The sequence below is a fragment of the Butyrivibrio sp. NC2002 genome (assembly GCF_000702265.1).
Taxonomy (GTDB): Bacteria; Bacillota; Clostridia; order Lachnospirales; family Lachnospiraceae; genus Butyrivibrio.
On sequence record NZ_KL370880.1, the window covers coordinates 268,226 to 290,700 of the forward strand.

Below are 22,475 nucleotides of genomic sequence, written 5' to 3' on the forward strand. Positions count from 1 at the left end.
AGAGAATTTGCTTATGATTACGCTGCTAAGTCTTGGAATAATGTTCATAGGAATAATTGCAGTGCGTGCAAGAAAGATCAGCCGCAGCATAGGTAAAATATGGATTGACCTCGAAATATATGTGTCGATCGCATATATATTAATCATGTGGGGACTTCGGATCTATGACAGATACTTTGAGATAAGCAGTGAGTATTTATATGTTACTAAGGTAACACTTTTCATACTTGCGCTGGCTACATATATGCTGTGCGCAGTCAAAATAACAATTGGCCTTTCAAGAGTAAGGGAAAAAGTATCTTCTTTTATCGTATTTCCATTTATTGTACAGGCGATTTTTCTGCTTGTAATAAATCCAATTAATCATGTGGCATATTTTGATTCGGTTAAAGGGGTAGTATCAATAGAAAAACTGATATTCATATCCCTTTCTGCGATAATCCATTTTACTTATTATGTAATGACAGTTTATCTGGCTGTAAGACACAGACGCAGGATAGGAACAACTGCTGTGGGTTGTATAGTGCTTATAGTGACCTTGGACTTTATTTTTATGATCTGCCACCACATGGTTAAGGACTTTGATTTTATGGGGGCTGTGTTTGCGGCTTGCGTTACATTTAACCTTATCATGTTATATCTTGTTGATAATCCGATGGATTACAAGACCGGAATATACAAGAAGTCAGCTTTCTTTAGAGCAGTTGAGGAAGAGCTTGCGCTTAATCCAAATACGAGTTTTAAACTCTGTATTCTTGATATCAGAGATTTTCAGGATGTAAATGAAAGATTCGGATTTGAGAGAGGCGATGATATTTTAATGCGTGTAGCTCAGGCTATGCGAAAGAGCTTCTCGTGGGATGTTGAGCTGGGATATATGGGTGAAGATAACTTTGTAGGTCTCTTCCCGGATGGTGATTATTGGATGCTTCAGAGCAGTCTGTCACTGGATGATATGTATCCCGGAGAAAACATGGACTATACACTTTCTCTGTATGCCGGCATATATAACGTAACTGACAGAAAAATGAATCCCATCCTAATGTGCGACAGGGCAAGATTCGCAATGGATTCCATCAGACATGACTATGATAAGCATGAGTGTATATATGATGAGGAGCAGGATAGAAAATTTGAAATGCAGGCTTATATGCTCCACAACTGTGACAGAGCTATACACGAGAGAGATTTTGTTACCTATTTTCAGCCTATATATGACATAAAGAGCAGGACGATATGTAGCGCAGAAGCACTTGTCAGATGGAAAGACAAGCAATATGGTTTGATTAGTCCCGGAGATTTTGTCCCTCTTTTTGAAAATAACGGATTTATAAATAAGCTGGATATATATGTTTGGGAATCAGTGTGCAGGCAGATCCATGACTGGAGAAATGAAGGAATACTGGTGCCGCCGATTTCTGTAAATATATCAAGAAAAGATCTCCAGATGGAAAATCTGTATGAGATAATACTTGATCTGGTAAAGAAATATAACCTGTCTCCGCAGGATCTGAAGCTCGAGATAACAGAGAGCGCATTCGTATCTGAAAACAGTGGCTATTTCGAGACTGTGAATCTATTAAAAGAGGTTGGATTCAGAATCCTAATGGATGATTTCGGAAGCGGCTATTCCAGCCTTAATACCTTCAAAGATGCCCATGTTGATATATTAAAAGCGGACATGGGATTTATGGATGGAATAGAAAGCTCGGAAAAAGGCAAGATTGTTATTGATTCAATAGTAGATATGGCTAAAAAGCTTGATATTCCAATAGTGGTAGAAGGCGTTGAGACTCCCGGACAGCTTGAATTCTTAAAAGAAAAAGGATGCGAGATGGCTCAGGGTTACCTGCTATCAAGACCGGTTCCATCAACAGAATTTAAAGAAATGCTTAAAAAAAGACAATGAAAAAGGATGTCGGTTGCGACATCCTTTTGAAATTATTCGATTACAAGTGTATCCCATGTATCAGCAGGAATAAGAGCTATATAGGTCTTACCTGTGTTGATTTCAAGTTCGTTAGCCTGTGAATCAAAGAACTGAGTCATGTTAAGCTCACCTGTCTTTGTCCATACGATATCGGTTGCTTTACCGTTAGTGCAGTAGTAACCGGGCTGATTGATATCGATACAGTTGTAGATAAGGTATCCGTTGTCATCAAGCTGGTTGAAAGTGCACTTCTGAAGAATTACATTCTTAAATGAAGCTGCCTCGCTATCCTCTGCATCGGTGTGCTTATCGCCATATTCATAATATTCATATTCTTTGGTCTCAGAGTTGTAAACAAGCTTTGAGCTGTTGTGTGCAAATGACTGAATATCGATTGTGTTTGCATCGATGCACTTAGCATAACCCTTATCTTCAAGGTTTATCTCATTACCCCATGTAGTGAAGTTGAAGTGCTTATCCTTAGCACCTTCGGGTGTGTATTCATTATATGTGGTTGAGAAACCGCTGTTTGCAAAGTTGCTGTCAAGGTCACCTGAAAGGATGTACTCTGTGTACTCACGACTCTTACCGTTATCTACACGAGAGAATGTTCCGGAGAAGTGATTGTCTCCCCATTCCTTTGAAAGGTAAGGATTGATATGTACTGCAGGACCGCCATCATGACACAGAACTGCATTCCATTCAGCTGATAAAATAATATTTGTAGGACGGGTACTTCTGATTGAACCCATCTGTGTGATAGCTTCCCAATCCTTAACGATGCACATAAGACGTGTGATCCTGTTGTTTGCTGTACTGTTCATCATTTCGTAAACAACATCGGACTCAGCAATTCCATAGTGGGGAAGAGCGATTGATTCATTATCAACCATAGCAGCGATAGGACGCTGGTCTTTAAGTGCCTCATCTATAGGCTCACCTGTAAGTTCGCTAAGATACATACCTTCAGGAATCTCTGCAGTAACGATTTCTGTAGCAGACTCATCCTCAGTTGTCTCTTCGCTGGCTTCTTCAGTAGAATTATCTTCGATACTTTCCCATGAAAGACCTTCTGTGGCTTCATCACCTGATTCAGATGATTTACCGCATCCTATAGCGGATGAGAGCATCATACCAACAAGGGCTATGCTCATTACCTTCTTATTCATTTTCATAAATAACCTCCTTGAATGTGATTTTTACACACATTTATAATATTTTAACAGAAAAGCACTGATGTAAAAAGTGCTAATTAAAAATATTCTCTTCGTTTTCTGTCGGCTGCCTCAATAAGAAGTCTCATTTCATCCTCGTCTCGAGGTGTGCCGTGGGAATAACCGCTTGTGTAGTGGATTTTTTCATTGAGACCGGGAATGGTTAATGTAGCCATACTTCTTTCCCAGATCGAAAGCTTCTGAAGTGCATCTCCAAGCTCAATATCCTGGAGGATAATAAGGAAAGAATCTGAACCATAGCGGTATGAATGGCTATATGTAAGATGCTTTTTGATAAGATTTCCGATTTCTTTAAGAATTGCATCGCCTATGTTTGCGCCATGAGTCTCGTTTATTTTGGTAAATTCATCAATATCAAGCATAAGAACGATGATATGGTGGTTTTGATAGGAATTAAAATCGTCACGAAGGGCATAGCGGTTTTTCAGGTCTGTGAGATTATCGTGAACAGGGACATTCTGGAGCATTTCATTCATTGTTTCGATTCGATGTATTCTTTCAAGCTCAGCAGCCTGTCTGCGGAATTTGTGAACAGAGCCAATAGCTGTAATAATAGCCAGAACGCAGTAGTTGATCAGGTTGATGTGAGCTGCTTTATCATAACCATACAGGAAAATATAAAAAAGCAGGAATGATGACAAAGTTGTTATGATACCTGCAAGAGGCGGCATTACGATAAAATTGACAAGACAAAAAACAATCGCAAAAAAGATGAGCATTTGACTGCCTCTAACGTAATGATAATAGGATATAAACATCCCGAAGAGAAGCATAAGTCCATAATAGATAATGGGGAGAGACCTGTAGGCACTATATGGGCGAGTAGTGCTTTTGAGCGCATGCCTTGATAATAAAAGAGCGATCAGACTGACTATAATACCATATATAGTAACTGACATAGGGCCTTTTTTAGATAAAACATCCCTGTTAAAAAAGAGAAAATTAAGCACAACAAAAAATTCAGTAAATACGAATGCTTTTGAAAGCTTGTTCAGTGATAAAATATTCAAGTGGTATATGCCTTCGAGGATTGAGGGATTGATAAAAGGATTGAGAGTATCTTTTACTCTGTTTTTTATTTCAGAAAAAGTTGCCATTTTTTATTTCCTTGGTTATGATAATTTGTTGTAGTCAATGAATGTGAATCAATTTTTGACACACAATAAAATGATTATACCACAACAGAACAATTACATGTATCTTATGGTAAAAGGGGATTTTTTCAATGTTATACGATGTTATTTTAAAGAGCCTGTCACACAATCAGGTGGCTGCAATAGGCATGATCTGCAGCTTTGTTTTGACTTTCATTACTTTAAATATGAGATTTGCTTTTCTGCCTCATGATAAGGGCAGGGAGTTTGCTGTAAACGGTGCACTTTCCAAGGGAAAGCTTCGCGGTGTCGGGATAGTTTTTGTGATAGACTTCATAGCCTGTGCGCTTTTGTTTGTTCCGCTTTCGCTTGAAATGGTCATCTACCTTCTCTTGATATTCCTTATAATGATGAGCGGATATTTGGATGATGCTTCTGAAAAACCGTGGAATGAATACAAAAAAGGACTTATAGACCTTGCAATATCAATTGTAACAATGGTGAATTTCCTCTATCACAACGGTTCGGGAATAATGCTTTTTGGAATGGAGCTTACCGTTCCGGTGCCACTTTATTTTATTCTGGGTGTTGCACTGATATGGGTTGCGATAAATGTTACCAACTGTTCTGACGGAGTAGACGGACTTAGTGCCAGCCTTGTGATAGTCACTATAATGTCATTTGCATATCTGTTTCCTGAAACACTTGGGATCATGGGACTATCCTGTAGATTATTTGTGGCAACACTTCTTGCTTATCTGTGCTTTAATGCTTCCCCCAGCTCAATGCTTATGGGAGATGCGGGATCAAGATCAATGGGATTTTTTATCGCCATCATTGCAATGAAGTCGGGACATCCGTTTGCATACCTTATCCTGTCACTTGTGCTTATCCTTGATGGAGGACTTGGACTTCTTAAGGTTTCACTTATCAGATTCTGCAAGATATACATTTTCAAGGACATACGATTCCCTGTTCATGATCAGGTAAGAAAAAACATGGGATGGTCTGATACACAGGTTGTTATCAGATTCGTGATAGCTCAGATAGTGTTATCCGTCCTGTATGCCATCATGTAAAACTATTCAGACTGATCTATCGCTGCATATTTTCCGACTTTGAGGCGCTCTTCAAAGTCAGAAATGGTAAGGGGCTTATCGTAGAAAAAGCCCTGAACGATGTTGCAGCCAACGCTTTGAAGAAACTCGATCTGATCGCGGCGCTCTACACCTTCAGCGATGACCTCTATGCCAAGCTCGTTTGCCATGTGGATAATGTTTCTGAGGACAACTTCGTCGCGGTGAGACAAAATATCGTTATCAATAAATGATTTGTCGATCTTGATCGTATTAACCGGAAGATCGCGCAAAATACCAAGGGATGAATAACCGGTTCCGAAATCATCGATGGAACTTGCGATATTCATTCCTTTTAATTTGTTCAGGAAATTGGTTATCATGCCTTTTTCCCTGGAAGTGGCTGTTTCTGTAACTTCAATCTGAATATAATCAAGGTCCAGATCATATTTGGTTATGATATCAAGGATCTGGTCAGCAAGCTTATCGTCGGTAAGGTCACTTCTTGAAAAGTTGACGGATACAGGGACTACTTCTATTCCCTGATTGATCCAGCTCTTTATGGCTTTGCAGACTTCTTCCATGACATAAATATCCAGACCTATCGAGTAGCTGTTTCTCTCAAGTATGGGCACAAATTCGGTAGGATATACGTATTCGCCCTTGCAGTACCATCTGGAAAGAGCCTCAGCTCCTACGATCTTACCTGTTTTGGTATCGACCTTTGGCTGATAATAGATAACGAATTCATTGTTGTTTAGACCATCTTCAAAATGATCCTCGATCTGCTTTTCCCTGTAGACTCTGGTGCTCATTTCCTTAGTGACAAAAAGGAAAGGCTCGTTTGACATGGACCTTGCAACGCTGCATGCAATAGAACTTCTGCTTATAACCTGACCGGGACTTTTTATTGAGTCATCAATATCAAAAACACCTGCGACGGCACAAAGAGTAACATCATGCTTAAGACCGTCTTTTATGCCGTATACTGTAGTCTTTTTTAGGAGATTAAGAAAATCCTCAGTTTTTTCCTTCCTGATAAGAGCAACGAAATTGTCTCCTCCGAGATGACCTATTATTTCATCCTCATTTGCAAACTCAACAAGCACCCTTGCGTATCTTAGGATGATATTATCAGTCTCTTCTGTTCCGAATCTTCTGTTTACAAGACCGAAGCCTCTTAGATTAAAATAATAAGAGTTGTATTTTTTGATCTCTCCTGAGAGCATTTTCTGAGTGACAAATGACATATATCCACCGGAATTGGGGAGACCTGTAAGATACTGCGTCATAGCGCTTCTCTGAACAAGCTGAGTCAGGCGGAAATGATCCATGTGGATAAGGAAAATCCGCAAAGCGCTAAGAAGTGCCTGCCTTTCAGAGGTACTCCAGTTGGCATCTATGGACGCATAGACTTTGGCAGTGATAAAACCGTTTTCAAAAGTTCTGTGGCTTTCCTCAATCCAGATTATCTCGGTTTCAATATCCTCTTTTATATCGCCTGTATAGACAAGCAGATGATTGACTTCTCCTGTGGGAGTCTGCCTGGTTTCGGGAATGTTCAGATCGACTGTGATTCTTGATATATCATAGGGCGGGGCGATAAGCTCGAAAGCCTCCTGCGCAACCTCCATGGAGCTGTCTGTTTCTGATAAAAACTGTATAAACCTATCAATACTCTTATATTCATCCATAGCCATGCCTACTCTGAAAAGATAAACAAAATTAATAAGTCTGTTTTGAAAAAATTGTGTAACATCATTTTCCTACAAAATGAAAAATAAAACAAGCATCAGTAAATATCTGCAAAAGATATAAAAATTTATACTAAACTATACACATTTTTGTGAAAAATTGTTACAATAGGTATTGACATTGATTACATTTTCTTGGGGGAGAAAAATGGGGATAACTATCAGGCAGTACTCGTCTGTAGTAGTAACTATCAGCGAGCGCGAATCTGAAGCCGTCAAAATGGCTGTATCTAATCTGATACGAGATTTCAAACGAGTATTACAAATTAATACTGATGTTTCCGATCCTGACTCACAGAGAGTTCTCGTGGGTACGCTTGGAGTGTGCGAGGATCTGGAGGAAGCTGACCTCGTCGGACTTTTCAGTTCTCATGGAAGGCGCAGGAAAGAAGCCTACGTGATAAGAGAACGAAGAGGCATGATCGTAATTGCAGGATCAGACAGACGCGGAACAATCTTCGGAATATATGAGTTTTGCAGAAGTATTCTGGGAGTATCTCCCTGGTACTTTATGGCTGATGTTCCGATAAGGCCAAAAACCGTTATCACACTTCCGGATGATTATCATGTGTCAGATCATCCCAGCATCGAATATCGCGGAATATTCATAAATGATGAAGAAGAGCTTGATCACTGGGCTCAAAGATACATGGGCGAAGTGACGATAGGCCCTAAAACTTATGAGAAGATTTTCGAGCTTATGCTTAGACTTAAGCTTAACTATATATGGCCTGCAATGCATGTAAACTCTTTTAATGCAGACCATGAAAACGGAGTGTTGGCAGATAAAATGGGACTTGTTGTAGGAACCTCCCACTGCGATATGCTCATGAGAAGCAATAACAAGGAATGGAAACCATGGCTTGAAAAGAAGGGCTATGAAGATATCAAATACGATTTCACGGCATCGGAGGAAAGTAGAGATGCCATCATAGAGTACTGGAGAGAGAGCGTAGAGATGAATAAGAACTACGAAGTTACTTATACGCTCGGCATGAGAGGAATCCATGACTCCGGTTTCGAGACCGTTGCCCTTACAGGACTTAAGGGCGAAGAACTTCAGAGGGCAAAAATCGAGCTCCTTGAAGATGTTATGCATATACAGGAGCAGATTCTGGATGAGACTCTTGAATACAAGCCCATGAAAATATTTGTTCCTTACAAGGAAGTGCTTGAACTGTACGACAATGGGCTTAATGTTCCCGATGACTACACTCTTATCTGGGTAAATGATAATTACGGACATGTTCGCAGATATCCCAATGAGGAAGAGAAAAAGAGAACCGGTGGAAACGGCCTGTACTATCATAATTCATATTGGGCTCCTCCCGGACAGTCTTATCTTTTTATCTGCTCGGTTCCTCTTTCTCAGACCAGAAATGAGCTGAAAAAAGCATATGAAGAGGGAATAAGAAAACTGTGGGTGACCAATTTCGGTGCGATCAAACCACTTGAAGAGCAGATGACTTATTATGCGCTTCTTGCATGGGACATAGGAAAAGAGAATACTGTTTGCGGCGACGAAGTTCAGTTCCTTTCAGATCTTATCGATGAGACATTTACCGGAAAACATGGTAAAAAGCTCGCACCGCTTCTTGTTGAGTTCGATCAGCTTACAAACGTAAGAAAAATTGAACAGATGGATATAGATGCATTCTCACAGACTGCTTATACCGATGAGGCGGTTAGCCGTATTCATCGCTATGAGTATATGTTCAAGACCGGAAACAGGATATATCATTCGCTTCCGGATAATGAAAAGAATGCATTTTTCCAGCTGATACTTATGAAAATACATGCCGCATATTACACCTATGCAATGTATTACTATGCTGACAGAAGCCATCTGTGCATAGACCAGGGTAAGATACATTCTGCGGCTGATTACACTGCAAAGTCACTTTCTTTTGACCATGCAAGAAGAAGCATGATCTATTATTACAATCATGTAATGTCGGATGGAAAGTGGGATGGCATGGTAACACCGGAGGATTTCCCGCCTCCAAGGACCGCTATGTATCCTGCATGCAAGCCGCCTATAGCGAAAGTCCGCGACCACCTCATAGTTACGTGCCAGAATAACGATGACAAGATAACTTTCGTTAAGCCGGTTGAAAAATGGTTTGAAATAGCCAATTCAGGCGATAACGAAATGGTTGTAACGGTTGAACTTCCCGTATGGCTAAAGGCTGCAGAAGACAGTCTTATAGGTTTTGACGGGCATGGAGATATAAGGGTAAGCGGAGAAGAGAGAATCCTTATTGAAGTGGAATGGGAACAGGTTTCCGACATGCTAAGACAAATGTCAGAGCGCGGCGAAGTGAAGGACGAGGATAAGATCGTAGTCATAAAGGACAACATCCACGTCATGGCGCTTATGACAGGTGAAAGCATGGAAATCCCTGTTGAAATAAAACTCTTTAGGGGGATAACTCTGCTCGGAGCCGGAAATATAGTGTTCCCGCCGCACATGGAAGACGATGGAATGCTCAGAATAGAGGCGGATATGGTAAGGGATTTATCCGGTGCATGGATAAGGATCCCGAACCTTGGAAGAAACAGAGGCTCTCTTGTTGAAGCAAGAACAGAAGGGGCAACCCTGACCTACGAGGTTACAGTAACAAGCGGAGGAGCATTCCTTTTGGAGCTTCACAGATTCCCTTCGCTTAATTCCGCAGGAAGGATAAGGATTGGAGTATCTGTTGATGAAAATCCGCCTGAAATAATTGAGTCCGAATCCAACGATGAAAATAAGGGAGATTGGAAACAAAATGTAAGAAATAATGTGGATAAGCTCTATCTTCGCCTTCCAAATATGAGCCCCGGCGCTCACAGGATCATTTTCCACGCGGTTGATAAATATTTTTCATTCTCAAGATTTGTTATTTATACAAAAGAAAGACAGGAGAATACGCTTGGAATAAGAGGCGGCGACATGAGACTTCCTCTTAACTTTGATGCATCCGGATTCTGCTGGGACTTCTATGGAAAAGAGGCTTATGAGCTTCCGCCAAGACCTATATACTATGCTTTCAGAAAGCAGAAGGATGATGGTATAGGCGAACATATGGAGTTTCTTGATCATTATGGAACACCTATCCCTGCATCTGAAATCGTGGAAAAAGGACAATACGTTGCAGCTGAAAAGGATGGAAGAATATTTATAGAAGCTGCATCCGCTTTGTCTGAATCAAAGAATGCTTTTACAGAAGGAGAAGGCTGGGATTATTGCAATGCTCCTTCACATGGTGAGAGCGGTCTTGCAATGTACATAAGAAAGGAGGAAGCTCTTGACAGCTATAGAAATACAAGCTGGGGCGGAAGCAGTGCAGTGAAAAAAGCACCCTCTCTTCACTATGTATTTGATGCAAGAGGAGGTACCTATCGCATCTGGGCAAAGATACTTATTTGGGGAAAGAGTGAGTCGCATTTCACCATAGGACTGGATGATAAGATTTATTCAGAACAGGATCTGTATGGCGGTCAGGATATCTGGAGATTTTCAGCTGAGAATATCTGGAGATGGGTTCCGCTTGCGGATGTGAAATTAAGAGGCGGAAAGCATACACTGAGGTATTTTGCGCTTTCTGCAGGAGTCAGACTTGAACAATTCTATATAACAGCAACGGATGAGCTCCCGCCTGCTATGGCGTGAGTCATCCGTTATGGATGTGTTCCAATTCAATTATATCTGCGATCTGTTCAGGAGTCAGGAAACCATCATTCCTGCTGGCTGCAAACAGACCCTCATCAACGGAATTTCCTTTCTGATTGAAGAAGCCGTCGAAATTATCAAGACTTAAATTATCAGCAATTGTTTTTTGCCTTGGCTTTACCGCCGGGGCTTTTTCTTTCTGAGGAGCTGGCTTTGCCGGCTCTTTTTTTGGTGCCGGAGCTTTATCTTCCTTAGGCGCAGGTTTTGACGCAGCTTTCTTCGGAGTCCTGTCTTCAATAGAGTTAAGTTCCTTTAAATATTCAGGAGATCTATCTTCAATGGAATCGAGTTCATCAAGAAACTCTTTTGAAGGAGCACTGTTTGCAAATACTGAAACAACATCGATATCTGCAACCCTGGAGGCTCTGTTTTCTATATACTCTCTCTCATTTTTTTCAGGAATAAGGTCAGCCGCATCCTCCGGAGATAAGAGCTCGGGCTCCTGCAATTTGTGCAGCTCTTCCTGAGGAATTGGCGGAACATAATTAACTGCGATCTTCTTTCCGGAAGCAATATCCTCATCGGACGACTTGGAAATAGGAAGTATTTCTTTATCATCAATTCCCATTTTAGCTTTTCTTCTATTACTGATAAGCGTGACGAGATCTGCTCCCATGGAGTCTATAGTGCAGCCTATGGCAACTTGAGAATCTATGGTAAAAGCTCTTACAACTGTTGCCTCGCAAGCATAGAAATGAAAATAATTGGGATCATATCGAAATGAAGCTGTGATCTTATCTCCAAGTCTGCACTTTGCTTCGCTATCAAGAATGAAAGCAATACCTCTCATGGAGATATCATAGACAAGAGCATTCCTTATATCAGGTCTCTTATTTATCCTGATAACACCCAGCCTGTCAATCTCATAGCGTTCTGATTTTCTTCTGTTAGAAGGCTTACACTCCTGTGTACATCTTATAAGGTGGAAGTGACCGTACTTGGTTGTCACAGGACCAATAGAAGATGCTTCAAATTCATAAGTCCTGCCATCCCTCTTGTTATAGGCAATTATCCTTGAGGGCTCGCGAAACTCCATATCATCTCCAAAATAGGTCAAAGACTCAACAAGAAGACCATCGCGAACACCGACGACAGCCTTGGTGATAAGAAGGATTCCATGACCATTTATACTGGCACGAATTTTAATTTTTGAATCTTTCATTACGTCACTTAGTTTCATGTAATTATTTTACCAAATACCGTTTAAAGTAGCTATAAAAAATAAATTGAAATTTCGGGAAGTTTAAGTAACAAAGCCAAAGAATTATTGTATGTTAAGAAATCATGCTTTTGACCGATATATATAGTGAGCTTTTAGATAAGGATTGTCATAAAAGCTTTTTGAAGTCGGGCAGACCCGTTATGGGTATGTGCGGCTTTTTTTATATTTACCTTACGTAATGCTGAAAAGGATGGCAGGTTGCGTACTTTTTGGAGGACTTGCTTATGAGGATTCAAGATGCAACTATTAACCTTACTTCAACAAGAAAATATGAATGCCGGGCCGGTTTTTTCATGGAGAATAAAACCATGGCGGTTAAAGGAGGTGCAGAGGGAATATCACAGTTTGCCGGCCTTGTTCAAAACATTCAGGACAAGAACACCGTAGCGGAAACAGAAGATAAGAATGGAGGGATAGACACAGGTGATAAGCTGTTTACCAATTATAATGCCGAAGGCGATTATGCAATAGGGGACAATTCTTCTATTACCGATAAGCTAAACGAAATTGAAAATATCAGAAAAAGGCTCATGGAAAGAATCCTGGATCTTATGCAGGCTTTATTTGGGCGGCGTGGAGGAAACAGTAAGGTCAGGAATCTGATGAATGACTTAAGCAGCCAGATCCAATCAGGGTCATACAGCTTTATGTCGGTAAGGACAGCAACCTTTACAAAGACAGAAGAGGAACACACCGCTTTTTCTGCTGAGGGCAAGGCCTATACAGAAGATGGCAGAGAACTGTCATTTAATGTTACGGTCAAGATGTCAAGGAGCTTCACCCAGAGCATGACAACGCTAAACATGTCGCCCGCTACTCTTATAGATCCGCTTGTTATAAATGTGGGCAAGGAAGTTACCGGCATATCGGATCAGACATTTGTATTTGACCTGGACGCTGACGGGCAAACAGAAGTCATAAGGAATATTGGAAAAGGCTCAGGTTTTCTTTCCTATGACAAAAACGGAGATGGTGTAATCAACGATGGCTCTGAATTATTTGGAGCGATCTCAGGTGATGGCTTTTCTGAACTTGAAGAATTTGATGATGACCACAACGGCTTTATTGACGAGAACGACTCAATCTATGAAAAACTAAGGATCTGGTGCAGGGATGAAGATGGCAACGACACTCTTATGACATTAAAGGAGGGAGACGTTGGCGCTATTTACCTTGGAAGAGCTGATACACAATTTACCTCTCAGGGCCAGGACCTTAAAGTAAATGGAATGTACAGACAGACAGGTGTATATTTGCGGGAATCAACAGGCCAGGCCGGAGTGATCCATCAGATCGACCTGGCTAAAATGGCTTAAGCTTAATTAAAAAAACTTCCCACATTTAAAGGAGCCTTGGAGCGGGTGCATGGCCTCTTTAGATGTGGGAAGTATTGGTAAATTATAAAAAAAGTATGACACTTATTAAAAAACAATATATCGGAAATGTTTAATTGCTACCTCGATTAGGTGTGTTATATAATTTAATATAGATATGTCCGCAAAAACAGACATCTTATGAAGGGGTGTTTAGTGTTGGCTAAACGAAATTAAACATGATAGAAAATACACAGCAATTATTTGGAAAGCTTGAAGAAAAAGGGATCAGGCTTTCTGAACAAAGAAAAAAAGATATTATTTCTGTTGATGAAAAATATCGACTTCGTATTTCGGACTATTATTTTGACCTGATCGATTGGGAAGATGAAAATTGTCCGATCTACAAACAATGCATTCCTGACATTCAGGAACTGGAAGAACACGTAGGCTACAGCCCTGATCCTTTAAATGAAGGACAGTACGAAAAGGTACCTTTTCTGGTACACAAGTATTACTCAAGGGCTGCTTTCATGTGCTCTAATTTTTGCTATATGCACTGCCGCCACTGTACTCGCAAGAATACAGTTATGTCCAGTCCGATAGCAGACAGGGATGCACTTCCTGCTGCTCTTGAGTATGTGAAAGATCATCCTCAGTTAAATGACATACTGATCACGGGCGGAGATCCATTTGCTCTTTCGTTTGACCTGCTTGAGTATTATATAGCAGGTTTCAGAAGTATTCCTTCAGTAAACACAATAAGAATCGGTACGAGAGCAATCGTAGTAGATCCGATGACTATCACGGACGAACTTTGCGATATGCTTGAAAAGTACCATCCGATATGGGTCTTTACCCAGTTCAATCATCCAAGGGAAGTCACAAAAGAGGCTGCCATGGCCTGTGACAGACTCCTTAGAAGAGGCATCCCTCTTGGTAATCAGAGCGTATTCCTTAAGGGAATAAATGATGATGCCGGCATACTTGAAGAGCTTTATACCAAGCTTATAGGTATCAGGGTAAGACCTTATTATCTCTATATTTGCGACAGAGTGGCAGGTACAGCACATTTTTATTCCGATTACCACAAGGGTGTTGATGTGGTCGAAAAGCTCAGGTACAGACTACCCGGATATGCCGTTCCCAAGCTGATCATAGATGCTGATGGTGAGGGCGGCGGAAAAGTGACCATAGAGAAAAATCATATGCTTGATGAGAAAGAAAACTACATAGTTCTTCCCGGCAATAAGGAAGGCTCTACTACAAAATATTACTTATGAGAGGAAAATAAATGAAAGTTGGAGTTACATTTGATCTGAGGGCAGATTACGGAATCGCTGAGGACAGCCTCATTTTTTCGGATTTTTGCCAGCCTGATGAAATAGGATATATGCAGCGTGCCATTGAAAGAAACGGATACGAAGCAGACATGATAGGAAATATGTATAAGCTTCGTGACAGAATAAAGGAAGGAACTCTTGACTGCGATATCATCCTTGTCTGCGACGAGGGAATATCTTCAAGAAACAGGGAGGCGATAGTACCTGCTCTACTTGAACTCAATGATATACCATACGTTGGAAGTGATGCCTATGCTATGGCACTTTCCCAGAACAAATACCACACCAAACTTATTGCCGAGGCACTTGGTATTCGTTGCCCTAAGGGAATATATGTTGAATACAAAAATGGCGGAGAGATAAATGAAGACAAGATTATGAAGAAGCTTTCAGATGAAGGACTTTCTTTCCCTCTTCTTGTAAAGCCCAATGAAGAGGGTTACAGTATGGGAGTTTATCTTGTAAAGGATAAGGAGAAACTGTTCGAAGCCATAAGAAGTGATTTTGGATACTATCACGAACCAGTTCTTGTAGAAGAATTTATCGGAGGTAAAGAGACCTTCGTAGCAATGATAGGAACAGGTGATGGTGCATACACCCTTCCTGTCGGACAGATAACCAATTTCGACGGAACTGACATAGAGTTTTACAGCGTAGAGGCTAAAAGATTTGATTATACACTCTATTCCAAGGCAAACCTTCCTGCAGAAAACTGCAAAAAAATGGAAGAGAATGCGCTGAAGCTGTACAGGCATCTGGGATGCAGAGATTTTGGAAGAGTGGACTTCAGACTTGATGAAAACGGTGATCCTGTTCTTATAGAGATCACACCAAGACCCGGTCTTTCAGAGGAAGGCCCCTATGAAATATGTGCGAAGGCACTCGGCAAAACTTATGATGATATTTTAAAGGAAATAATTGACACTGCGGCTTTGAGATACGGAATCAAGGGATGATATGAGCAAAAAGAAAAGTGCGATTTTTCAGATCGTAATATGTCTTTTTATAAGTGGAGTGGTTTTTCTGGCTGCTATTTTGAATGCCTATACATTTGAAAATAGTAGTATTGATGCCATGGGTGAAAATAAAGCTGCAATCCTGAGTAACCTCAAGTCAGGACTTGAGTATGGACTTAAGTATGGCAGACAGCTTGAAAATTACTACGATATAGAAGAGATTTTTAAAAAGATTGATAAGTACTGTGATGCAGAAGACTCATTCATATTAGATAAAGACTTAAATCTCCTATATGGCAATAATATTCCGGAAGGACTTACGGCCGAGATAGATCCTGGCGCAGAGGATCTTGGCGATAAATTCCTTTGGACCGAGAACGGATTTCAGAATATCGTAATTGCAATAGAAGGAAGAGGCGAAAGAGCCGGATACATCGGTATTACTGCAAGCACAGAAAGCATGAAAGACTTTTCAAGCATCTACATGAAGAAAATGTATCTATATGCTTTTTTTGTAGCGCTTGTCGGAATAGTGCTTTTTGAGTTCATGTTTCATACCTCCAGGCATAGATATAAGGAAAAAAGCCTGAGAAGTCTTGTACTTAGAACAATCATGCTTGTAAGTGTAATTTCACTGATTCCTAACTACTTCCTGTTAAAAGAGGGATATACAGCTCTTTCTACAGATGTTGCAAATAATCTTATCATGCAGAGTACAGACGACATTGATGAGCTTATTGCTAACGGAGTTATGTATTCTGATATAAAAGATGTCGAGGTCTACTTTGACAATATTGCTGCATCGAGTGATCAGATAAGTACGCTTCAGCTTACAGATGCTTCTGAAGAAGGCTACGTTTCAAGGAAGCTTTCTAAGGATGCAAATGGAGAAGAGAGATACCTTACAGCCAGTCTCGACGTTGGTTTTATAGCGCGTAAAGTTACAGGCTCTATGATAAATATAGTTGTAACTACAATAACCGCTCTTATGATGGCAATAGAGATACTTCTTTTCCTTACAGGACTTCTTGTAGGAAAGGAAAGAGACAGAAGAAAGCAGATTGATAATACAAAGAGGGAAACTATAGAAGATTTTGCTCTTGTAAGAGGATTGTCCTTTTCTTTTTCAGCTTTTAGATACATGGCTGTTGCATTCATGGCAATTGTCCTTGCTGAAATATACGAACCGACATATATTTTCGGAATAGAGATCCCGTATGAGATCCTGATGAGTTTTCCGTTATCGGGACAGGTTTTCATATCAATGATAACTTCCTATCTTTCAGGTAATCTGATCGCCAAGATCGGATGGAAGAAAACAACACTTGGCGGAATGATAATAATGATGATGGGTACACTTGTTTCATCTTTTGCCAAGGCTCCTATTCCGTTTATCCTTGCTCAGATGCTTATAGGAACAGGGCTTGGATTTGCCAAGATGGGAATTGATATCTATTCGGTTCTTGTTGCATCAGAAAAAGATATGTCCAAATTCACATCTAATGCTAATGCAGGAATCATAGTCGGATATTCATCATCAGCAGCTATCGGAGCTCTCATTGCCAATATATTTGGATATTCCGGAGCTTACATGGTGATGACAGGTATCGGAGTTGTTGTATTTGTGATGATAGCTCGCTTTGGAATGAATGTTGCACCTATGAACGCAGATGAAGAGGACGAAGCCCAGCCAACAGTAGAAGTTCCGGAAAAAACCGGATTGGAGATCCAGTTCCCTTCTTACATAATGTTTATCATCATTCCGTACTTCTTCATCATGATGTTTGTAGACTATTTCTTCCCGGTATATGCAAACGATGCGGGAGTTACTACAGACGTAATAGGTTATGTGATACTTATCTACGGAATACTTACCGCTTATGTGGGAACGCCGCTTTGTCCTAAACTTACTAAGAGATTTAAGGCGCCGTTCCTAATGCCTGCAATTCTTCTTGTTCTTGCTGTAAGCCTTCTGGCCTTTTCACTGGCAGGCTTTGTAATAGCGGCTGCACTTATTGTAATGCTTATTGGAATTTCAGATGGTGTTATGCCTAGTGTTCAGTTTATGTATGTTTATGACCTTCCTATATCAAAGAGAATGGGCTTTTCAAAAGTGCTTGGAATTGAAGGCTTTTTTAGTAACCTGATCGGCGCAATAGCTCCTGTGATATTCGGTGTTGTTATGATGTATGGTACCGGAGGACTGACAGTTGTTGCAATTGTCATCATTGCATGCGCTATTTTGTTTATGATACTTAACGGAAGCCTTAAGATAACAGGGAAAAAGATCACCGCTTCTATTCTCGCGCTAGCTCTTATACTGGGCTCTCTTTTTGGGAATAATGCTATTAAGGCAAAAGCCGAAGGAGATAGCACAGATAAAATAAGGATAGGCTATTCTCAGGCCGGAGACTATTACGAATTTGACTATCAGATATATGAAATAGCCATGGCTCTTCTTGAGAATGGTGAAATAAGAGGCGATGAGCTCTATAGCTTATCCCTTGGAGACAGTGCAAAAAAGGTTTGGGATGCTCTTTGCAACGGCGAAAGCAGATGTTATGAATTTGTAAATGAAGCATATTTCGATGTTTCAACCTATGCTTATTCAAGCCTTGATGAGGATCAGGCACTTAAAAAACTTGCAAAAGAGATAGAAGATAAGAATGTTGAAATGATGATCACCATGGGAACAACAGCAGGACTTATGGTAAAGGATTCCTGCGAAGTTCCGTATATGAATTTCATCGCAAGTGATCCGGTCAGCTCCGGAATTACACAGACACCCTTACTTTCAGGAAGTGACAGAGCTTGGGCTCATGTCAGTACCGGTGTTGAACAAAAGGCTCTTGCAGTCATGGATGATATCTTTTCACCTAAGAAAATAGGTATCGTATATAACAATGAGGACCCTGAAGCATACGTATACAGCGGAGCAGCGAGCCTTGATGAGTTTGCAAAAGCAGGTGGCAGGGAGGTTGTTACCGAATTCGTGGTAGATGAATTTGGTGAAACAGATGAGGAATATCAAGAATATAAGCAGCAGATGCTCAATGCGCATCAAAAGCTGGCTGATGCCGGGATTGACCTTTATATTCTGACTACATCCTATCTTGAACTTGATGATTTTGAAGAGGTATTAAAACCCTTTGTAGATAAGGGAATTCCGGTATTTTCATTAAACAGTACCGAGGATGTCAGATGCGGAGCACTTGCTGCAGTTGAAATGTTTGACTACAAAAACATAGGCAGATTTGCAGTTGATACTTTAGATAAATACTTCCATGGGGAATCACTCGGTAACCTGAGCCAGGAATATGTAACATCACCATTTCTTGTGCTTAATATAGACACCATGAGGAAAACAGGAATAAAGATGCCGCTTGACACTCTTATTTCAGCAAGCAAAATATACGGAAAGTATGAAGGGGATTGAAAATGAAGTTTAACATCAAATTCAAAGTAGCATTATTTACAATATTTGGAATGTCAATTCTGGCTATTGTCATAGGCGCAATCGGATATGTCCAGTACAATGATAACGTATTTGAAAGTTATCTTAAGTATGCGACACTTGCTACTGAAACAGCAGGAGAAGTATTTGATGACTATGGCATTGGAGACATGGTTGCCAATCGTACCATAGGTGATAGATACGAAGAAGCCAGACTTGAGCTGAACAGGATTAAGGAGCATGCAGATATCAAATATCTCTATGGTGTTTATTTTGAAGATATAAATGACTTTGGCTCATTATGTTATGTAATAAATGCAAAAAGTGCGGCTGAGCTTGCTCCTTACACGGACTACAGTGAAGTATACAGTTATCTTGGAGAAAAATGCGAAGATAATGCATTTTCCCAGGAAATGATGGAAGGCTTCAAAAAGAAGCTCGAAACCAAGGACGATACCGTTGGATACCTTGAGAGTTATACCACACACTATGGAAGAATAGTTACCTGCTATAAGACTATATTTGACAGTAAGGGCGATGCTGTGGCTATCGTAGCTACAGATATTGATCTTACCAAGATAGATAATGACCTTCATGATTACGTTTTGGTTGCTTCATTCAACGCTATTCTTGTTGTAGTAATGATAATCGCAATTTATATCTTCTTTATAAACAAGAACATTACTGATCCTATTGAGAAAATGGCGAAAAGTACATCCGAATATGTAAAGCTGATGGATAATAATGTTCCGCCGGAGCAGCTTGTATTCGATAAGATCAGGGTTAAGTCCCAGGACGAGATAAAAACTCTTTCAAAGGGAATATCGTCTCTGGCAGACAGTGTAAAAGATTACATGGGAAATCTGCAGAGTGTTACGGCTGAGAAGGAGAGGATTGGTGCAGAGCTTAACGTAGCTACCCAGATCCAGGCGGATATGCTGCCCAGAATATTCCCTCCTTTCCCTGAGAGGACAGAGTTTGATCTGTATGCTTCGATGACACCTGCCAAGGAAGTTGGCGGAGACTTTTACGATTTCTTCCTGATAGATGATGATCACGTGGCTCTTGTTATAGCCGATGTATCAGGAAAAGGTGTTCCTGCGGCACTTTTCATGGTCATTGCCAAAACACATATCAAGAACAGGGCAATGATGGGCGGATCACCTGCAGAGATATTGAGCTATGCAAATGATCAGCTTTGCGAAGGAAATGAGGCAGAGTTCTTTGTAACCGTATGGATGGCAATCATCGAGATATCAACAGGTAAGGGCGTAGCTGCCAATGCAGGTCACGAACACCCTGTAATAAAGAGAGCAGATGGTAAGTATGAGCTTGCGATTTACAAGCATTCACCTGCGGTTGCCACAATGGAAGGCATGATATTCAAAGAGCATGAATTTGAGCTTCATCCGGGTGATTCACTTTTCGTATATACAGACGGTGTGCCGGAAGCTACTAATGCTGATGATGTTTTGTATGGAACAGACAGAATGCTCGAAGCACTTAATAAGGAAGATGTAACTGATCCCAAAGTTATACTTAACAATGTAAAGAAATCGGTTGATGAGTTCGTTGGAGACGCTCCTCAGTTTGATGATCTGACGATGCTCGGATTCCACTACAATGGAGGGAAAAATGCCAAGTAAGAGCGATGAATTAGGTATATTTACAGGCTCCAAAAATATGTCGATCATTGAGGCTATGGAGAGGATCGACAAGAATACTAAAGGCATCCTGTATATACTTGAGGATGACGGGAGGCTCTATGGCTCTCTTACTGATGGCGACATCAGAAGATGGATACTTAGAACAGGCGGCCTTGAGGGCAGGGCAGCAGATGTTGCAAATAAAAGCCCCAAGGCGCTCACGGAAAAAGAGAGGAATAAAGCTGTAGTTCTTATGGATACAGCTTTTATCAAATCGATTCCGATTCTTGATGATAACAACAAGGTTATAGATATCTTATTCAGAGACAAGGACGTGGCTTCCTATATGGAAGCCCGTGATCTTGCCTTGTCAGATACCCCGATAGTAATTATGGCCGGAGGAAAAGGCACAAGGCTCTATCCCTATACCAAGATACTGCCCAAGCCACTGATCCCTATTGGAGATGTTCCTATTCTTGAGAGAATAATGAACAGGTTCCACGAGTATGGGGCAAAAAAATTCTACCTGACGGTCAATTATAAAAAAGAAATGATAAAGTCATATTTCATAGAGCAGAATGTCCCCTATGAAATAGTATATGTGGAAGAGGATAAACCGCTTGGAACAGCAGGAAGTATCAAGCTTATAAAGGATAAGCTTGATAGACCGGTTCTTGTTACCAACTGTGATATCCTCATTGATGCGGATTATGACAGCATAATAAAACATCATATAGCTGCAGAAAATGGTATAACCATCGTTTCATCGCTAAAGAATTTCGCAATTCCATACGGAGTTCTGGATGCTGAAAAAGAAGGAGTGGTTACTAAACTTAAGGAAAAACCAAGCCTTTCGTATTTTATAAATACAGGAATGTATGTCGTAAATCCCGAAGTTTTTAAAATGATACCTGATGATCAGATGTATCATATGACGAATCTTGCAGAAGATTTTATGAAAAAAGGCGGAAGAGTGGGAATGTATCCCATAAGCGAAATGAGTTTCCTTGATATGGGAGAATTCCAGGAAATGAAACGTATGGAGGATCGTATAAACGAGGTGCTGTGATGGAAAAAATAGTTATGATTGGGGGCGGGGGCCACTGTAAATCTGTGATAGACGCTGCGCTGCGCACAAAAAGATATGAGAAGATCTATGTGACAGATACAACTTTAAATGCAGGTGATAATGTACTTGGATGCGAAGTTGTTGGAAATGATGAAGCACTCTACAGGCTTTTTTCGGAGGGTGTTACTAAGGCATTTATTACGGTTGGATTTATAAAACCAAGTGGGATAAGGCGTAAGCTTTTTTATATGGCAAATGACATCGGATTCACATTTCCAAATATTATCGATCCTTCCGCTGTCGTATCTGCATATGCCAAACTTGGGACAGGCATATTCGTAGGTAAAAATGCTGTCATTAACGCAGATGCAACAGTTGGAGATAATGCAATAATAAACACAGGAGCGATAGTTGAGCATGACTGCATGGTAGGCGAGTTTGCTCATATAGCTGTTGGGGCAAGAGTATGCGGCGAGAGCAGGGTAGGCGATAATTCACTGATCGGCGCAGGAGCAACTATCCTTCAGTGCGTGGAAATAGGGAGTGATAGTATACTTGGCGCAGGATCTGTAGCCACCAAAAATATTGGAACATTTTGTACGGCGGTAGGAGCACCGGCTAAGATACTCAGAAAATGGAACTGATGTTAAATGCTTAGAGGTAACGGG

Annotated in this window: 14 protein-coding genes; 10 read left to right on the forward strand and 4 right to left on the reverse strand. The window is 40.6% G+C overall.

Going from position 1 to position 22,475, the window contains the following annotated elements:
* The first annotated feature begins 13 nt into the window (after positions 1 to 13).
* A complete protein-coding gene (locus T543_RS08330) occupies positions 14 to 1,909 on the forward strand; it encodes a putative bifunctional diguanylate cyclase/phosphodiesterase (protein ID WP_035767556.1) in 1,896 nt (631 codons plus the stop codon).
* A 32-nt stretch (positions 1,910 to 1,941) separates the two neighbouring features.
* Here T543_RS08330 and T543_RS08335 read toward each other — a convergent pair whose 3' ends face one another.
* Positions 1,942 to 3,105: a DUF3048 domain-containing protein gene (locus T543_RS08335; protein ID WP_155843217.1), complete on the reverse strand. Its 1,164-nt coding sequence runs from the start codon at positions 3,103 to 3,105 to the stop codon at positions 1,942 to 1,944.
* Positions 3,106 to 3,182: 77 nt separating this feature from the next.
* Positions 3,183 to 4,262 (reverse strand): GGDEF domain-containing protein, encoded by a 1,080-nt coding sequence (locus T543_RS08340; RefSeq protein WP_035767557.1) that lies wholly within the window; start codon positions 4,260 to 4,262, stop codon positions 3,183 to 3,185.
* 128 nt (positions 4,263 to 4,390) lie between these two features.
* Between T543_RS08340 and T543_RS08345 the strand changes: the two genes are divergently transcribed.
* Positions 4,391 to 5,338 (forward strand): MraY family glycosyltransferase, encoded by a 948-nt coding sequence (locus T543_RS08345; protein ID WP_051638634.1) that lies wholly within the window; start codon positions 4,391 to 4,393, stop codon positions 5,336 to 5,338.
* Positions 5,339 to 5,340: 2 nt separating this feature from the next.
* Here T543_RS08345 and T543_RS08350 read toward each other — a convergent pair whose 3' ends face one another.
* Positions 5,341 to 7,029: a GGDEF domain-containing phosphodiesterase gene (locus T543_RS08350; RefSeq protein WP_035767559.1), complete on the reverse strand. Its 1,689-nt coding sequence runs from the start codon at positions 7,027 to 7,029 to the stop codon at positions 5,341 to 5,343.
* Positions 7,030 to 7,237: 208 nt separating this feature from the next.
* Here T543_RS08350 and T543_RS08355 point away from each other — a divergent pair, with 208 nt between their 5' ends.
* On the forward strand, positions 7,238 to 10,744 hold the full coding sequence (locus T543_RS08355; protein WP_051638635.1) for a glycosyl hydrolase 115 family protein: 3,507 nt from the start codon (positions 7,238 to 7,240) through the stop codon (positions 10,742 to 10,744).
* A 1-nt stretch (position 10,745) separates the two neighbouring features.
* On the opposite strand, the gene T543_RS08360 is transcribed toward T543_RS08355, so the two are convergent.
* On the reverse strand, positions 10,746 to 11,966 hold the full coding sequence (locus T543_RS08360) for a PilZ domain-containing protein (RefSeq protein ID WP_035767560.1): 1,221 nt from the start codon (positions 11,964 to 11,966) through the stop codon (positions 10,746 to 10,748).
* Between the two features lie 284 nt (positions 11,967 to 12,250).
* Here T543_RS08360 and T543_RS15215 point away from each other — a divergent pair, with 284 nt between their 5' ends.
* The 7 genes from T543_RS15215 to T543_RS08395 all read left to right on the forward strand — a co-directional run bounded on the left by T543_RS15215 (position 12,251) and on the right by T543_RS08395 (position 22,451).
* Complete coding sequence (locus tag T543_RS15215) at positions 12,251 to 13,342, forward strand: hypothetical protein (RefSeq protein WP_051638636.1); 1,092 nt, start codon at positions 12,251 to 12,253, stop codon at positions 13,340 to 13,342.
* Positions 13,343 to 13,578: 236 nt separating this feature from the next.
* Positions 13,579 to 14,622, forward strand: coding sequence for a KamA family radical SAM protein (locus tag T543_RS08370; protein ID WP_051638637.1), 1,044 nt, complete (start codon positions 13,579 to 13,581; stop codon positions 14,620 to 14,622).
* Positions 14,623 to 14,633: 11 nt separating this feature from the next.
* On the forward strand, positions 14,634 to 15,638 hold the full coding sequence (locus T543_RS08375) for a D-alanine--D-alanine ligase family protein (RefSeq protein WP_035767562.1): 1,005 nt from the start codon (positions 14,634 to 14,636) through the stop codon (positions 15,636 to 15,638).
* Position 15,639: 1 nt separating this feature from the next.
* Positions 15,640 to 19,074: an MFS transporter gene (locus T543_RS08380; RefSeq protein ID WP_035767564.1), complete on the forward strand. Its 3,435-nt coding sequence runs from the start codon at positions 15,640 to 15,642 to the stop codon at positions 19,072 to 19,074.
* 2 nt (positions 19,075 to 19,076) lie between these two features.
* On the forward strand, positions 19,077 to 20,738 hold the full coding sequence (locus T543_RS08385) for a PP2C family protein-serine/threonine phosphatase (RefSeq protein ID WP_051638638.1): 1,662 nt from the start codon (positions 19,077 to 19,079) through the stop codon (positions 20,736 to 20,738).
* Positions 20,728 to 21,807 carry a nucleotidyltransferase family protein gene (locus T543_RS08390; RefSeq protein ID WP_051638639.1) on the forward strand — a complete coding sequence of 360 codons (1,080 nt, stop codon included), beginning with the start codon at positions 20,728 to 20,730 and terminating at the stop codon, positions 21,805 to 21,807. The genes T543_RS08385 and T543_RS08390 overlap by 11 nt, the downstream gene beginning before the upstream one ends.
* The gene (locus tag T543_RS08395) at positions 21,807 to 22,451 is read left to right on the forward strand and encodes an acetyltransferase (protein WP_051638640.1); all 645 of its coding nucleotides are present in this window, start codon (positions 21,807 to 21,809) and stop codon (positions 22,449 to 22,451) included. The genes T543_RS08390 and T543_RS08395 overlap by 1 nt, the downstream gene beginning before the upstream one ends.
* Positions 22,452 to 22,475 lie beyond the last annotated feature (24 nt).

Excerpts from the sequence above, each read along its gene's own strand:
- T543_RS08345 (WP_051638634.1), top strand. The coding sequence starts at position 4,391 with ATGTTATACGATGTTATTTTAAAGAGCCTGTCACACAATCAGGTGGCT.
- T543_RS08385 (WP_051638638.1), top strand. The coding sequence starts at position 19,077 with ATGAAGTTTAACATCAAATTCAAAGTAGCATTATTTACAATATTTGGA.
- T543_RS08380 (WP_035767564.1), top strand. The coding sequence starts at position 15,640 with ATGAGCAAAAAGAAAAGTGCGATTTTTCAGATCGTAATATGTCTTTTT.
- T543_RS08350 (WP_035767559.1), bottom strand. The coding sequence starts at position 7,029 with ATGGATGAATATAAGAGTATTGATAGGTTTATACAGTTTTTATCAGAA.
- T543_RS08355 (WP_051638635.1), top strand. The coding sequence starts at position 7,238 with ATGGGGATAACTATCAGGCAGTACTCGTCTGTAGTAGTAACTATCAGC.
- T543_RS08390 (WP_051638639.1), top strand. The coding sequence starts at position 20,728 with ATGCCAAGTAAGAGCGATGAATTAGGTATATTTACAGGCTCCAAAAAT.
- T543_RS08395 (WP_051638640.1), top strand. The coding sequence starts at position 21,807 with ATGGAAAAAATAGTTATGATTGGGGGCGGGGGCCACTGTAAATCTGTG.
- T543_RS08360 (WP_035767560.1), bottom strand. The coding sequence starts at position 11,966 with ATGAAAGATTCAAAAATTAAAATTCGTGCCAGTATAAATGGTCATGGA.
- T543_RS08335 (WP_155843217.1), bottom strand. The coding sequence starts at position 3,105 with ATGAAAATGAATAAGAAGGTAATGAGCATAGCCCTTGTTGGTATGATG.
- T543_RS08330 (WP_035767556.1), top strand. The coding sequence starts at position 14 with ATGATTACGCTGCTAAGTCTTGGAATAATGTTCATAGGAATAATTGCA.
- T543_RS15215 (WP_051638636.1), top strand. The coding sequence starts at position 12,251 with ATGAGGATTCAAGATGCAACTATTAACCTTACTTCAACAAGAAAATAT.
- T543_RS08375 (WP_035767562.1), top strand. The coding sequence starts at position 14,634 with ATGAAAGTTGGAGTTACATTTGATCTGAGGGCAGATTACGGAATCGCT.
- T543_RS08370 (WP_051638637.1), top strand. The coding sequence starts at position 13,579 with ATGATAGAAAATACACAGCAATTATTTGGAAAGCTTGAAGAAAAAGGG.
- T543_RS08340 (WP_035767557.1), bottom strand. The coding sequence starts at position 4,262 with ATGGCAACTTTTTCTGAAATAAAAAACAGAGTAAAAGATACTCTCAAT.